Origin of the sequence: Geomonas limicola (assembly GCF_014193675.1) — a bacterium.
Taxonomy (GTDB): Bacteria; Desulfobacterota; Desulfuromonadia; order Geobacterales; family Geobacteraceae; genus Geomonas; species Geomonas limicola.
This window is the reverse complement of record NZ_BLXZ01000001.1, coordinates 39,335-53,850: the sequence shown is the minus strand read 5'-3', so window position 1 is coordinate 53,850 and position 14,516 is coordinate 39,335. Positions and strand designations below refer to the sequence as shown.

10 protein-coding genes are annotated in these 14,516 nt (G+C 59.3%); 5 read left to right on the top strand and 5 right to left on the bottom strand.

The window, feature by feature from the left end:
* The first annotated feature begins 186 nt into the window (after positions 1 to 186).
* Positions 187 to 504: a peptide chain release factor family protein gene (locus H7688_RS00200; RefSeq protein ID WP_183359003.1), complete on the top strand. Its 318-nt coding sequence runs from the start codon at positions 187 to 189 to the stop codon at positions 502 to 504.
* A gap of 6 nt (positions 505 to 510) precedes the next feature.
* On the opposite strand, the gene H7688_RS00195 is transcribed toward H7688_RS00200, so the two are convergent.
* Positions 511 to 1,416, bottom strand: a complete 906-nt coding sequence (locus H7688_RS00195) for a selenium metabolism-associated LysR family transcriptional regulator (RefSeq protein ID WP_183359002.1) — start codon at positions 1,414 to 1,416, stop codon at positions 511 to 513.
* A 275-nt stretch (positions 1,417 to 1,691) separates the two neighbouring features.
* Between H7688_RS00195 and H7688_RS00190 the strand changes: the two genes are divergently transcribed.
* From H7688_RS00190 to H7688_RS00180, 3 genes are all read left to right on the top strand, one after another.
* On the top strand, positions 1,692 to 2,702 hold the full coding sequence (locus tag H7688_RS00190) for a transglutaminase-like domain-containing protein (protein ID WP_183359001.1): 1,011 nt from the start codon (positions 1,692 to 1,694) through the stop codon (positions 2,700 to 2,702).
* 250 nt (positions 2,703 to 2,952) lie between these two features.
* On the top strand, positions 2,953 to 3,885 hold the full coding sequence (locus tag H7688_RS00185; RefSeq protein WP_246329656.1) for a hypothetical protein: 933 nt from the start codon (positions 2,953 to 2,955) through the stop codon (positions 3,883 to 3,885).
* A gap of 66 nt (positions 3,886 to 3,951) precedes the next feature.
* Entirely contained in the window at positions 3,952 to 4,845 is an 894-nt protein-coding gene (locus H7688_RS00180; RefSeq protein WP_183359000.1) for an ATP-binding protein, read from the top strand.
* Between the two features lie 261 nt (positions 4,846 to 5,106).
* Here the strand turns inward: H7688_RS00180 and H7688_RS00175 are convergent, their stop codons facing one another.
* The gene (locus H7688_RS00175; protein WP_183358999.1) at positions 5,107 to 6,369 is read right to left on the bottom strand and encodes an OmpP1/FadL family transporter; all 1,263 of its coding nucleotides are present in this window, start codon (positions 6,367 to 6,369) and stop codon (positions 5,107 to 5,109) included.
* Between the two features lie 340 nt (positions 6,370 to 6,709).
* Between H7688_RS00175 and H7688_RS00170 the strand changes: the two genes are divergently transcribed.
* Positions 6,710 to 7,516: a class I SAM-dependent methyltransferase gene (locus H7688_RS00170; RefSeq protein ID WP_183358998.1), complete on the top strand. Its 807-nt coding sequence runs from the start codon at positions 6,710 to 6,712 to the stop codon at positions 7,514 to 7,516.
* On the opposite strand, the gene H7688_RS00165 is transcribed toward H7688_RS00170, so the two are convergent.
* The 3 genes from H7688_RS00165 to H7688_RS00155 form a co-directional block, all read right to left on the bottom strand.
* Entirely contained in the window at positions 7,471 to 9,453 is a 1,983-nt protein-coding gene (locus H7688_RS00165; protein ID WP_183358997.1) for an HD domain-containing phosphohydrolase, read from the bottom strand. The genes H7688_RS00170 and H7688_RS00165 overlap by 46 nt on opposite strands.
* A 25-nt stretch (positions 9,454 to 9,478) precedes the next feature.
* Positions 9,479 to 11,419, bottom strand: coding sequence for a PilZ domain-containing protein (locus tag H7688_RS00160; RefSeq protein WP_246329655.1), 1,941 nt, complete (start codon positions 11,417 to 11,419; stop codon positions 9,479 to 9,481).
* A gap of 468 nt (positions 11,420 to 11,887) precedes the next feature.
* A complete protein-coding gene (locus tag H7688_RS00155) occupies positions 11,888 to 14,068 on the bottom strand; it encodes a sensor domain-containing diguanylate cyclase (protein WP_183358995.1) in 2,181 nt (726 codons plus the stop codon).
* Positions 14,069 to 14,516: the final 448 nt, after the last annotated feature.

Below are 14,516 nucleotides of genomic sequence, written 5' to 3'. Positions count from 1 at the left end.
CTCCCCATCGACGCTGCCTGGACGGTGTTCCGACAGCAGAGCCTACTGTAACAAAAAATTCCGCTGTCTCAACTTCTCATCGGCTCCCGCTCAGTGGAGTTTAACCGCTGTGCTGGACCTTGGGCTCGCGCTGTGTTAAAGCTGTCCGGTGTGATGAGGCCGTAGAGCTTTAAGCAGGAGAAGAGAGTGGAAATCAGGGAAGCAGATTTAAAGACAGAGTACTACCGAGCCAGCGGTCCCGGGGGGCAGCACCGCAATACCACCGACTCGGCGGTGCGCATCCGCCATCTCCCCACCGGAGTGGTGGCCCAGGCCAGTGAAAGCCGTTCCCAGTTCCAGAACCGGGAAGTGGCCCTGGAACGGCTGGCCGCAATGCTGCGCAAGCGGGAGCAAAAGGCGAAAAAACGCGTCGCCACCAAGGTTCCCCGATCGGCAAAAGAAAAGCGGCTTTCCGATAAGAAAGCCGCCTCGTTGCGCAAGAAACATCGCTCTACCTTCGACTGAACCAGCCTAGGCTTTCCCTCCCGCATAGAATTCCTGCAGCACACCGGCAAAGGCCAAGGCCGCCGGCGAAAGTTCCCGCCCCTTTCTCTTGGCCAGGAAGAACTGGCGCTTGATGTCGATCCCCTGGACCGGTACCTGTACCAGCGCCTCTTGGGTAACCTCCCGTTGCACCGAGATCTCCGAAACGAAAGAAACCCCGACCCCCGCCATGACCGCCCGCTTGATCGCCTCGTTGCTGCCAAGCTGTGCCGCGACCCGCAGGTTGTCAGGCTTGATGCCAGCTTTCCAGAGCGCGTTCAGGTAGGCGCGCCCGGTGCCGGATCCCGGCTCTCTCAGCACGAACGGTTCGCTGAGCATTTCCTCCAGCGTGATCGCCTCGCTGGTCGCCCAACGGTGTCCTGCCGGCGCGATCAGCACCAGGTGGTCCTGGGCGAACGGGGTGTACTCGACGGCATCGTCCTCGACAGCGGCACCGACCACCCCGAATTCCACCTGCTCCGCCTTCAGTTTGTCGAGGACGTCCTGGCTGTCTCCCTGGACCTGGACCAGGGTGAGTCCGGGAAACTTGCCGAGCAGCAGGGGGAGGGCGGCCGGGATGATGTACTCACCGGGAATGCTGCTGCCGGCGATGCGCAACACGGCTTCTTCGACACCCTTGAAGCGATCCACCGCGACGGTTATCTCGCGTGCGTATTCGACCAGGCGACGCGCCCGCTCAAAAAGGAGTTTCCCCCCTTCGGTCAGCAGCGCTCCTTTACCGGTGCGGTCCAAAAGCTTCAAGCCGAACTCGTTCTCCAGCGCTGAGATGTGCTGGCTCACGGTCGACTGGGTGATAAAGGTCGCTTCGGCCCCTTTGGAGAAGCTGCCGCTTTCCGCGACATTTATGAATACTTCGAGTTGCTTCAGGTTCATAGAGAGATCCCATAGTATTTTACGATAACTGGTTTTGTATTTATCGAATTTATCAATTTGACGTAGGAGTGTCAATTATCATATTACTGAGGTCACTCTGGCAGGAATAACCGTCTCATACTTTGCGGTTCAGCCAAAGGAGCAGGTTCTATCTTCTCTGTTTCGGTACTTTGTCTCTGACTTAGGTTCCGAGGTAGTAGAAGGGCTTAGATCCTAACAACGGTTTTGCACTCCAAGGCGTGTTTGCCTTGATCTCAACGCAGTGAGGATACTTGATGAAAAAAATGTTGTTGTCGTTAATCGCCCTTTCCCTGGTGCTGGCGCCTGCCGCCTGGGCCAAAAGCCGCAGCGGTCTGGTCACCTACGAGGTAGACCTCTCCAAGCAGGACGCCGGGAAAGAAACCAAACTCTGGGTACCCTACGCCGTGTCCGACAAGAACCAGAACGTGACCGATGTGAAGGTTACTGGTGATTTTGCCGCTTCAGCCGTCTATACCGATCCGGTCAACGGCACCCCGATTCTCTTTGCCCGCTGGGACAAAGGCGCCACCAGCCGCAAGCTCAGCTACTCGTTTAAAGTCGAGCGCCAGGAGATCCAGCTCAAGAATCTTCCGACCAGCGAGCCGGCCTGGAACAGCGCCGACTATGCGGAATACCTGCAGCCCACTTCCATGGGGCCCACCACCGGCGAGATCAAGAAGCTTTCCGACCAGATCACCCAGGGAAAGAAGACGGTGCTCGAGAAGGCCCGGGCGATCTATGACTGGACCTGCGAGAACATGTACCGTGACCCGGCTACCCGTGGCTGCGGCAAGGGGGATGTCTGCGAACTGCTGAAGAGGCCGGGCGGCAAATGCACCGACATCTCCTCGGTGTACATCGCGCTGGCCCGTGCTGCCGGTATTCCCAGCCGCGAGGTGTTCGGTCTGCGCCTCAGCAAGAAGGCCCAGGAGGACATCACCACCTACCAGCACTGCTGGGTCGAGTTTTTCCTCCCCGGCTTCGGCTGGGTGCCGGTCGATCCGGCCGACGTGCGCAAGGCGATGCTGGTCGAAAAACTCGAGCTGAAAGACGCCAAGACCCGCGAGTATCGTGAGTACTTCTGGGGGGGCATCGACGCTTACCGCTTCAAGCTTGCCCAGGGCCGCGACCTGGTGCTCAACCCGCCGCAGGCCGGTGCGCCCTTGAACACCTTCGGCTACCCCTACGCCGAGATAGGTGGCACCCCGCTCGACTTCTACGAACCGAAGGGCTTCAGCTACACCATCAATTACCTGGAGCGGTAGCCTGGATGCCTTCGGCTGGAGGTGCCCGGTTACTGCCGGGAGGGTGATGATTCGCACCTACCAGCCCCTGGCCCACCCAGCGTCAACCACATCCTGGTAATTTGGCTGTACGAGGTTCTGCAACTCCCTTTCCTGCCGCGTCAAGGCTTCTTGACGCGGCTTTTTTGCGCCTGATTTCGCCTTGTGTGCTCGACGGCTTTGCGGTATGGTGTCGCTGTTTGTCCTGATTAATCGAACAAGGAGGTGCTTTTTGAAGCATTGCACTCTTTTTGCTGCTGCCGCACTCATTGCCACCCTTGCGGGAACTCCTGCCGGTGCCCAAGACGGGCCGGTTGCCTCGCTCCCCCCCGTAATCCCCGCACTCCCCGCGGTCGAGAAACCCGCAGATGCAGCCCTCGCTGCTCTTACCAAGGAGAATGAGCTGTTGCAGGAAAAACTGAAGGCTCTCGAGAGCTGCAGCATCAGTTCGGGCACTCTCGCTGCCAAAAACGGCAAGCGCCTCAAGGAGATTGCTGTGGACATCCGGGCGCAGCGTCAGGGGCTGACAGACTTCGAGGGATACGTGAAGTGGATGTCTGCGAACATCGCCGGCTACTCCAAATACATCTCCGCAGGATCGGTAGCCGCCGGGTTCGCCAAGGTACTCCCGATTCCCTATGCCGGACAGGCATCGGTGTTCACCAAGTTCGTTTCCAACGCAGCTCTCTCGCTGAGCGCCGCTTCCGTCTCCATCAACAAGTACCTGGGCACCTCCCAGCAGTTCCTGGCTCGGGTGGATGCCATCGATCTCTCCAAGGAGTCCAGCGCCCGGGAGGTTTCGGAACTGGTACGTTTCGCCGATCAGGATCTTCTTAAAGGGATGGTCGAGGTGCAGGAAAAACTGACCAGTACCTCCGAGCTCTCTGCTTCGTCATTGTCGTTTCTGGAAAGCCTGAACCACTACATCGGGTCCACCGACGAGTACTGGGCCAAGACCAAGTCGCTCTTGAAGAGCGACGACAAGAAGGAGAAGAGCTTCCTCGCCGAGAGTACCACTGCCCTGAGAAACCGTGCCGCGGGATTCAATGCCAAGTTCAAGCTGTTCGACGAGACGGTCAAGAAGGATGCGCCGCTCATCAAGTCGCTGGTTGCCTATGACGACCTGATCCGCGAACTCGATCCCAAGTTCGCCAAGGCAAAGTAGCGCTTAGGCTGTCATGCGGTTCGTTATGCGGCCGTGCTGGTTCAATCTCACAACCTGGAGGTTGTTGTGGAACTTGATGCCGAATTGATAGGACAACTGAAGCGGGTGCTGGCGGCGGCCGAATTCCTGCTGCCGCAGCCGGTGGCGGCCATCGATTGGGGCGTGCATCACGCCGCCAACTGGAAGCGCCGTTCCTTTTCCGGCTACCTGGAGCCTGTGGACAGCATCGAGGGGATCCGGCTGGAGGACTTACTCGGAATCAAGAACCAGAAACAGGTGGTCGAGGAGAATACCAGGATGTTCCTGGCCGGGCTTCCGGCCAACAACGCGCTGCTTTGGGGCACCCGGGGAACCGGCAAATCCTCACTGGTGCGGGCGCTGCTCAGGAAGTACTTCGACCAAGGGCTGCGGGTGGTTCAGGTCGACAAGGATGACCTGATCCATCTGCCGGACATCGTGGACCGCCTGAAGAACCAGCCCTACCGGTTCCTGATCTTCTCCGACGACGTCTCCTTCGAGATCGGCGAATCGAGCTACAAGATGCTCAAGAGCGCCCTGGACGGTGCGGTGTACGCGCCGCCGGAAAACGTGCTGATCTACGTGACCTCGAACCGGCGCCACCTGATCCCTGAGTACGAAAGCGACAACAAGGGTGCCATGATGGTCGAAGGCGAGATCCACCACGGCGAGGCGGTGGAAGAGAAGATCTCCCTCTCAGGGCGTTTCGGAATCTGGGTCTCCTTCCATCCTTTCAGCCAGGACCAGTACCTGGAAGTGGTGCGTCAGTGGGTGGGCAAACTGGCAGTGAAGTGCGGCGCCGAGGTCCCGTGGGACAAGGAGTGTCAGGATGCCGCGATCCTCTGGTCCCAGAAGAAGGGTGATCGCAGCGGGCGCATCGCAAACCAGTTCGCAAGCGACTGGGTGGGACACTACCTGCTGCCTGCGAGGAGCAAGGTGTGATCTGAACAAAGAGCAGCTGGCGTTTCAGTTAAACGAAAACGGCCTCTCCCATTTGGGAAGAGGCCGTCTTTGTTGTAGGGACGTTTCGGTAACCGTCGATCGTAGGTCCCCTCTCCCCGTGCGGGAGAGGGACAGGGTGAGGGGGAGATAGCCACTTCTTTGCCGGTAGCACCTTCACCCACCCTCCGCCCCCCTCCCGTCAAGTGAGGGGGAGGGATCGGTACCGCTGGAAGAGGTCTGAGTCCTTAGTGGCTTGGGTTGCTAGAACTTGTAGCCGAGGCTGAGAGCCACGAGGTGTGCGTCGGTCTCGTAGGTGCCGTTGGCGGTGCTGAAGGGAGGCGAGGGGAGGCCGCCGCTGATCGTGTTGCTCTTGGTGCGCTTCTCGTAGAGCTGGTAGGCATACGAGAGTGCCAGGTTGAAACGGTTGAAGTTCACGTCAGTACCCACGCAGAAAACGTGCGTGTTCGCGTCGGGGATGGAAGGGTCGAAGGTGTTTCCCGGCGCAGCGGCGTCGCCGTACACGTAACCTGCCAGCAGTGCGACCATGTCGCTGTACTGGTAGCGCCCACCGAGGTTGAAGCCCCAGGTGTCTTTCCAGTCACGCGGGGTGGTGGTGCTGCCGCCATTGGCGAGATCGATCTGCAGTTTGTCGAAGGAGGACCACCCTTCCCAGCGCAATCCTGCCTCCACGGTAAGCTTCTCGGTGCCCCGATAGGCAACGGCGGCGGTCAGTTGCTGGGGAAGAGTCACCTTGCTCTTGCCGGAGACGGTGCTGTGGCCACCGGGAATATTGGGATTCGAGAACGTTGCGTCGCCGTCGATGTCGATGGTCACCGGGCTGCGGTAGGATACACCGAGCGTTACCTTCTGAATCGGATCATAGGCGATTCCCACGTTGAAGCCTATACCGGTGCCGTCCCCTTTGAACTTGCTGTTGACGTCGCCGGCGACCAGCGGCAGGCTTAATGCGCTAGGTGGCAGCTTTCTCTGCAGGGTGGCGTCAAGGAGGATCACGTCGAGACCTGCAGCAACGGCCAAGTCTTTGGTCACCTGCCAGGAAACGGCCGGGTTGAAGTTGTAGGTGGTCAATTCCGACTTGGTGGCGATGTACTTTCCTGCCCAGGTATCGCTCCATTCGGTTCCCAGGCCGAACGGGTTGAAGATCCCCAGGCCTGCACTCAGGCTGTCGTTGAACTTGTGGGTGACGTAGATGCTGCTCGGGAAAAAGCTGGAATCGTTGGACGTCGGGGTGCCGCCGCCTGCCGGATTGTACTCGCGGGAGACCATAAGGGCAGTGGTCCCAAGCTCCAGGCGAGTGCCGTCCAACCGGTTCATCAGGGCCGGGTTGTAAAAGATGGTGCTGGGGCTCTGGGTGTGGGCGGTTACCGCATTCCCCTGACCGAGTGCCGAGGCGCCGTGCGTGAATACCGAAAATCCGGAGGCCTTGGCGTCATTGGCAGCAATCAGCGCCAGTCCTAAGGCTAAGACCGGGGCCGTCCAGCGAATACTCTTTCTGCAAATCATAGTGCGCTCCCCTCATTGAAAATCATTTCAATATTTGAAAATAAACATGGACCTGGTGCGGCGTGGAAAAATATTAGTATTTAATAACCCTAAATGCCGCGCGATTACTGTGGAACTTGTTATGCTGTAATAGCTTCTGGAACTGGTATTAATCGGAGAGATCTCGCGTTGTAAGAATTTTCCGTTTCATAGCACATCGACGGACTCCTGTAAACAGTAGAAGTGCACCGATAATTTGTGCTGAGATAGGGTGGCCCGTAGTCCTTAATGATTGTTTGTTTCCCGATTCTGTGGTAGTTTCCCGATACCTCAACAATTCAACTACCGGAGATCATTACTGATGCAATGCACTGACTACATGATGGAGAATGATGAGGAAACCAAGCGTCTGATCGTCAAAACCGATCCAGAGGCGGTCAAGCAGCAGGCGTTGTGGGCGGGGATCAAGCCCGGGATGCGGCTGGTGGATGTCGGGTGCGGCCCGGGAATCACCACCCACGTGCTGAACCAGCTGGTGCAGCCGGGGGGGAGTTCGCTCGGCTTCGATATCTCGGCGCGGCGGGCCGCCTACGGTAACGACCATTACGCCTGCGAAACCCTCCGCTTCGAGGAGCGCGACGCGCTTACCCCCATCGAGGATTTCGGCCAGTTCGACTTCGCCTGGATCCGCTTTGTCCTGGAATACCACCACCGGAACAGCTTCGAACTGGTCAAAAACGTGGACAAGATCGTGAAGCCCGGCGGCGTCCTGTGCCTCATCGACCTGGACTACAACTGCCTGACCCACTATGGACACGCGCCGCGTATGGAGCGGGCCCTGGTGCAGATCATGAAGAACATCGAGGAACGCGCCAACTTCGACGCCTATGTCGGGCGCAAGCTCTACGCCTACCTGTACGACCTGGGTTACGAAGATATCGACGTGAAGGTGGGGGCGCACCATACCATCTTCGGTGCGCTTAAAGGCAGTGACGACTTCAACTGGACCAAGAAGGTCGAGGTGGCCGCGCGGGCGTTCTACGACTTCTCCGAGTTCCCCGGCGGCTTCGAGGAATTCCGCGACGAGTTCCGGGCCTTTTTCGCCGACCCGAGGCGCTTTACCTATACTCCCATCATCTCCTGCCGCGGGCGCAAGCCTGTTTCCTGAAGTTCCTGAATTTCCTCGTTGGCTGCCGCCCGCGCCCGCTGGCGGCAGGTGATCAGCGACTCGACCACCCTCTTGTCGAAATGGCTGCCGATCCCGTCACGCAACAGGCGGAAGGCGTCCTCAACGTGCATCGGCTCACGGTAGTGCCTAAGTGAGGTGACCGCCTCGTAGAAATCTGCCACTGCGATGATCTTCGCCCCCAGCGGTATGTCTTTCCCCTTGAGACCACGCGGGTACCCGGTACCGTCCACCTTCTCGTGGTGGGCGCCGGCAATCTCGGGTACCTGTTTGTAGATCCCCTCGAAATTAACCTGGTCCAGGATGTCGCGCGTCTTGTAGCTGTGCGTCTTGACGATTTCGTACTCGAGATCGGTGAGCTTGCCGTTCTTTTTCAGGATGGCGTCCGGCACCCCGATCTTGCCGTAGTCGTGCAACAGTGCCGCGACCCGGATCATCTCGACCTCGGCCGGCGGCAGACCCAGCTCGTGGCATATCTCCACGGAGTACTCGGTGACCTTTTCTGAGTGACCGGCGGTGAGCGGGTCCCGGGCGTCGATGGAGGCGGCGAGCACCTTCAAAAACGAGCTGAATTGGGCGAACTTGGCGTCGAGGAGGTTCGCGTTGTGGATGCTGATGCCGATGACCGGCGCGATCCCCATCAGGAGGCTGATGTCGCTCTGCAAAAGCGGGCGCTTGGACTTCAGGTTGTCGACGGCGAGGATGCCGACCGACTCCCCCTCGCAGATGATCGGGCAGCAGATAAAGGACTGGGAGCCGAGCTTGCGGGCGAACTCGAGGCTTCTCAGCGAGAGGCTGCCGTCGAGTTCGTTGATGTTGTTCACCAGAAACGGTTTCTGCTCGCGCATCGAGATGACGAACACCCCCTGGGATTCGGGGCGGTTTAAGTGGAAGGTGGTCTTGGTGAGTGCCTGTACGGTCGCCTCGGGATAGCCGAAGCCGGCCCTGAAGACCAGCTTCGAGCGGCTCTGGTTGGCGAGCAGGATCAGCCCGCGGTCGTAGTCCAGCCGCTCCTCGAGGACCTGTACGACGCTTGCCAGGATGTCGTCCACGCTGTTTTGGCGGCTGATGGCGTGACCGATCTCGTTGGTGACCCGGGCGATGTTGTAGTTCAGGTTTATCTGGTCCAAAAGCTTGTCGCTGGAGTCCTGGAAGGCGTCCAGCCGGTCGATGAGGCTCTGCTTCTCGCGCTTGAGCCTGAACACCACGTAGAGGAGTGCGGCCGCGGCCGAGATAGCGGGGAACGATTTGAGGGCGGCCATCGGATCGACGAGGAGCGCAAGCCCTGCGGTGAGCACGGTGAGTCCGACGAGCAGGGTGCGCCCTTTCTCCCAGGTCGGGATGGTGGCGTTCTCCCAGGAAACCAGGTAGCGGCAGGTCTCCCCCCCCTTGAAGATGCATTCGGGGTGGTCGATGTGGGGCATCTTCTTCTGGAACACCATGGCGATTGCTTCGAAGATCCCGGTGCGGTTGTCGCACTGGAACTTGCGTTCCTGGACCCCCGGTTTCGGGGTCACCGTGATCTCCACCATGTTCGTCGAGATGCGCCGGGAGGCGTAGACGGCGGAGCGGGTGAAGACGGAGCTTGCCTTGTTGATGAGCTCGTAGACCATGGCCGGGCCGACCATGCCCAAGATGTACTGGCGCATGCCGCCGTTGGTTTCAGGGGCGGCTGCGTAACGGCCTGCTTCGCGGGAGAGGTTGGGGTTGCCGGTCATCCGGCTGGCGCGTTCGTGGAAGGCGTTCACTTGGGCCTGGGTAAACCAGTGCCCGTGGTCGTCAACCTGGTAGGGGTGCATACCGGCGCTTTCCAACAGTTCCGCCACGTTCACAAAAGGGTAGGTGCTCTTGATGAACTTGACGTAGGTATCGATGATCCTGCTGTTGTAAAGCGGCTTGTCCTCGTCTATGACATCCATTGCCAAACCTTGTGTACTTCTCATTTCAGGCTCTCATACGCCTTAAAAGGCGTTCGGAGAACTCCCACCATTCGTCGGTGTAGAGCATACTCAGCACCCAGAGAGCGTAGGTCCGCTCAAAGGGGATCTGCTGCGCCTCGGCGTAGCTTTTCGGGTAGATCAAGACCGGCATCTGCTCCTGGTTGAACCGGATGAAGAGGATCGAGAGCGTCATGCTCAGGATCTCCTTGGTGAGCTCCTCGCCGTCCAGCACGAACACGTTGACGCAGTGGGTCAGGTCGGACATGTTCAGCCCCAGGTCCGAGAAGTTGATCATGAAGATGGCAACCAGGTTGCCATGCATCTTGAGCGAGAAGAGGTGACGCTCGCGCCGGAAGCCGATGGCTGCGTATTCCCGTGCCAGGTCGCCGCCGTCCAGCATGTTCGATTCCAGATCGAGCGCCTCGATCATGAGGCCGCCGGAGTGCTCCTCGTAGAAGCTCTCCAGCTCCTGCAGGTCGCTTCGCACCGTTGCCGTGAGGCTCCAGGCGTCGGACATGCGCTGCAGGCCGGAGAACTCGCGCTGCACGTGCAGGTACGCCATGTCATCGAGGGAGCAGGCCTTCGCCTTGCGCATCACCCGGGCCGCGCCACCGAACACCTTGTTGGGGAACTTGTTGTCCGGCCGGAAGTAGCAGAACACGTGGTTCATGTGCATCGAGTAGAGGCGGTGCGAGTCGTTGATGAAGCGGCTGATCAGGTTCAAGACGGCAAGACCCGCGTGGTTCGACTCCGCCTTGGTCGCCGCGTGGTGGTGGATCATCCAGGAGTTCTCGAAGAAGCGCAGCGTCGACATGTGCCCGAGGATGACGTTTCTCTCCTGGTAGATGAAGTGGCGCGCGATACGCGGGTGCTGGGTGTAGAGCTTCTCGTAGAGTTCCCGGTACTTCTCCTTGTTTTCCTTGATGTGGCTGTACTTCTTGGGGTAGATGAACCCGGTCTCGAAGAAGAACTGCCAGAGCTGGTCCATGTCTACCTTGTTGTTCAGGTAGGAGTGCTGCTCGTCGACCTGGTAGACCAGCGCCAAAAGCCGCACATGGTCCTGGACGTCCATGTCGAGGATGGTAAGGCCGCAGCGCACGGTGCGCGGGTCGTCGTCCAGGGCGTAGCGGTACACCACCTGGGCCTGGCAGCGCGAGGTGAAGCTGTTGGCGAAGTTGATCTCGACGCAGTCGATGATCATCCCGGGCAACAGTACCGAGTTGTTGATGTCCTCCTCGACCGAAAAGCCGCCACCCGAGAGGTCCACCACCTTGAGGTCGATCTGCTTTCCCGTGAAGGGATGCACGAAGAAGATGTTGGGGGAGGGGGCCAAGATGTGGCGTCCGCTGCGGTAGGACTTCGGCTTGAAGCGCGGGCGCTGCAAGCGGACCGGTTCCAGCACGTAGGTACGCAGCTTTTGGCCGGGGTTTTGCTTGGTGATGCGGCACTCGCCGGAGTAGTAGGCGCCGGCGGCACCGTAGAAGACCGCGTTGACCGGCAGATCCGGGTCGACCCACTGGAAGGTCTGGGGCGGCACCGCCTCCACCTCGACCCTGAAGGAGAGGGCGTTGAAATCGAGCAGCGTCCCCTCGAAGATGGCGCTGTTCTGCATGATCTGGGCGCTGATTCCCTCGCAGAGGTGACGGCGCACCTTGCGGTAGCTCACCTCCTGGGCGGTCTCCGGCAGGCGCAGCGAGATGCCGCGCTCGTTGAGTTCGACCACAGCCGGCTCGACCACCACCAGTTTCTGGCCGTCGATGATGAAGAGGTTATCAAAGCTCGCGGAGCGGATTTTCTGGAGCACCTCGCTGGGGTCAACCCAGTGGCACGCCAGGTTCTCGTCATGGCAGGGGAGGGGCTTGGCCTCCAGGGAGATGGTGCGGGAGTACTTGTTGTGCTTGAAGTTGACCAGCAGGGAACCGTCCTGAAAATTGAGGTAGTTCAACCTGTTGATCAGCTTCGACCGGGGAATCTGTTTTTCGTTATCGTGCGGGAATTCGATGGTTGTCCCCGGTCGGACAAACTGCAGAATCTTGCGCGCGCTTTCCATCAATGGACCTCGACTGATTCTTCAAAAACAAGAAAAAACTGGAGTAGGGGAACCCTTCATTGCATGAATCACGTCGTACCGCGTGCTCTGCATTGCAGAAATGCGCTCCACTAATAGCACAACTCGCAACCTTTTTCACCACAAATTATGAATAAAATACGTTGTAAACCCCTGACAGGATGTGTTTTGTGTCATTGCCTGGCGGACATGGCACTCTTAGGCGGCGCTGAGGGCTCGTCTGATGCTAAAATGTGGCACCCTTAATGGGTGGTGGCGACTGTTACAGGAGGAGCTTTACAGGGGAAAGGGGCACGCTGTTTCACTGGGGGGAATTGCTAAGAGAGAGGTGGTGAGGTTGGTGCCTCAGGCTTTCTGGCGCAGGGATTCGGTGGCTTCGAGGTAGGAGTTGAAGTCGAAGGTGCGGGCGGCCGCGGCCTGCTGCTGCGTAGGCTCGGCTGGGGCGCTTCCCTGGGGCGCCCGGTCGCTGCGCGGTGCGTTGGCTGCGACCACCTGGTTGCGGCCGTTGGCCTTGGCCTGGTATAGGGCGATATCCGAGGCATGGATCAGGGCGGTGTAGGTCCGGCCGTCCTCGGGGAACGAGGCGACCCCGCAGCTTGCGGTGAGCCTTCCCAAGGGGAGGTTGTGCTCGCCGGGGAACTTCTCGCTCTCGATCTCGGCCCGGATACGCTCGGCGACGATGAGTGCTTCTGCCTTGCTGGTGCCGGGGAGCAGGGCACAGAACTCTTCCCCGCCGTAGCGCGCCACGGTGTCCATCTCGCGCAGCGTACCCTGGATGATGTCCGCCGTCCGCTTGAGCGCCTCGTCGCCGGCCAGGTGCCCGCAGATGTCGTTGTAGTTCTTGAAGAAGTCGAGGTCAAGGAACAGGATGGTGAGGTTCAGCCCCTGGTGGTTGCTGCGGTTTAGTTCCTCCTCGATCCTGCTCTTCAAGAAGCGGCGGTTGTACAGCCCGGTGAGCGAGTCGGTGACCGAGAGCTGTTCGAAACGTACCGACTCCTCCAAGACGAGGGTCCGCTCGATCATCAGCGAGGCGAGGTTGGCGAAGGAGGTCAAAAGCTGCAGGTCCGCGTCGGTGAAGGGGGCGAGGTCCGCCTTGTCCGATAGGTTCAAGACGCCGATGACCTTCTCCTTGAGCTTCAAGGGGATGCAGATGAGCGCCTTGGACTTGAAGCGCGGCCGGTTGATCATGGCGACCCTGCTATCCTTTTCGACGTCGTTCACCACGAGCGGCTGGCCGGTCTGGGCGACCTTGCCGGCGATCCCCTTGCCGACCTTCATCGGGAGGCACTGGGCGATGTGCAGGGTGATCCCCTTGGTGAAGACGATGTGCATGGTCTCGCCGTTTTTGTCGATGAGCATGATGGAGCCCTGGGCGGCGTTCAGGAGGTCCGCCGCGATCTCCAGGATGGTCTTGTAGAGCTCGTCTTTGCTCCCCACGTGCAAGAGGGTATTGGTCAGCGAGAGGAGCCTTCCCGAAAGCGAACTGGCCCGTGCCTGTTCAGCTTCTTTGAGCAGCTGTGCAAGACGTGAACCGGCACCGTGCACCAACATGGAGACCACCAGGGCGTCGTTGGGGGTGAGATCGCAGTCCAGGAGGCTCAGAAAACCGAGGCGCTCCCCGGCACTTTCCAGCGGGAACGAGGTGGCGAGATTGGCGCGTACCTCGGGGATTGCCGCGCGCATCTTGTTGTCGAAGGGGACGGTCGTCTTCACCTTTTCGCGGGACAGGAAAACCCCCAGCGAGGTGGCGGGGAGAATACCCAGTTCCTCCGGGAGCCCCCACAAGCCCGAAAGTTCGTAGTTGACCCCGTCGTCGGCACGCAGGGCCGTCAGAAGCTTGGCCCCCGGGTGCAGCGTGGTGATGGTGTCCACGCACAGGGCGAGCGTGGCGGCCAGGGACCGCGCCTTGTCAACCCTTTCCAGGAACAGGGAGATCTCGGCCAGACGGGCGTTTACCCGTTCCTGGTCGTCATCGGCTTGCTCAACCTGCGGGGGGGGAGCGGGGGACTCCGTTATTTCACCGAGCTGCTGGGCTGCGGCGCAAAGGCGTGCAATCTCCCTAGAAACAGCTCTCGCAACGTTTTCCACCTCACGAACGGTGGCAGTGGGAAGCGTTTCCACATGGGGAAACAGTGAAAAGACGTCGGTTCCGCCTTGTCTGGAGAGGGCTGCGAGTTGCCAGAGGTCGATGGAGGTGTCCCGAACCCCGTCGCCGACCAGACAAAAATGGTCGTCTCTGAGGATGAAGGGGATCACGAACCCGAAAAAGGCGCCACCGTAACGGCAGACCGATGGGGTAGCTTCCTCGAAATAACTGGCAAGATCCTTGGAGAAATAGTGGCGGGCCAACTCGTTGCTCACCGGGTCCTGAACCCGGCTGGCACAGTAGGTAAACTTCGGAGAAACGACAGGTTCGACGTGGCTGCTCCGGTACAGGGTAAGGTTATAGTGGGACAAAGAGGTGACCGCCACCCGAAGAGTCGCCAGGATTTCCTCAAACTGTGATGTGTCGAGTTCTGGTTCCACGGGTCGAGCGCTCCTGGAAGCGGGTGGCGTTAATACCTTCGGAAATGGCAGGTTTAATTGGTGAGACCCCTCATGAGAAGATCAGGGTGCACCACTACACTACCAATAATTTCAGCAATTACTGTGCCAGTGTTTACTGGTACAGTACCAAGGCACTTCCGGTCATGACACAAGGGGGTGCGACATCAGATCCTGGTGCAGACAAAAACAGGGCGAATTCGGCTGCACTGACTCTAGCGAAAGCGTGCCAGGCAGAGAGGGGCTTCGAAGAGACAGACGATTTCCTGGACAGTGAACGAGAAAAATGCATTGATTTTTCCACGGAATTCCCAGTAGAATCTGCCCGCTGTCGAAACCCCGGAGCAGACATGGCAATCGTTTCACATGATACCCCACTTTACAATAGCAGAATCTTCGATTCATGCTTAAAACTGCTAAAAAAGAAGTA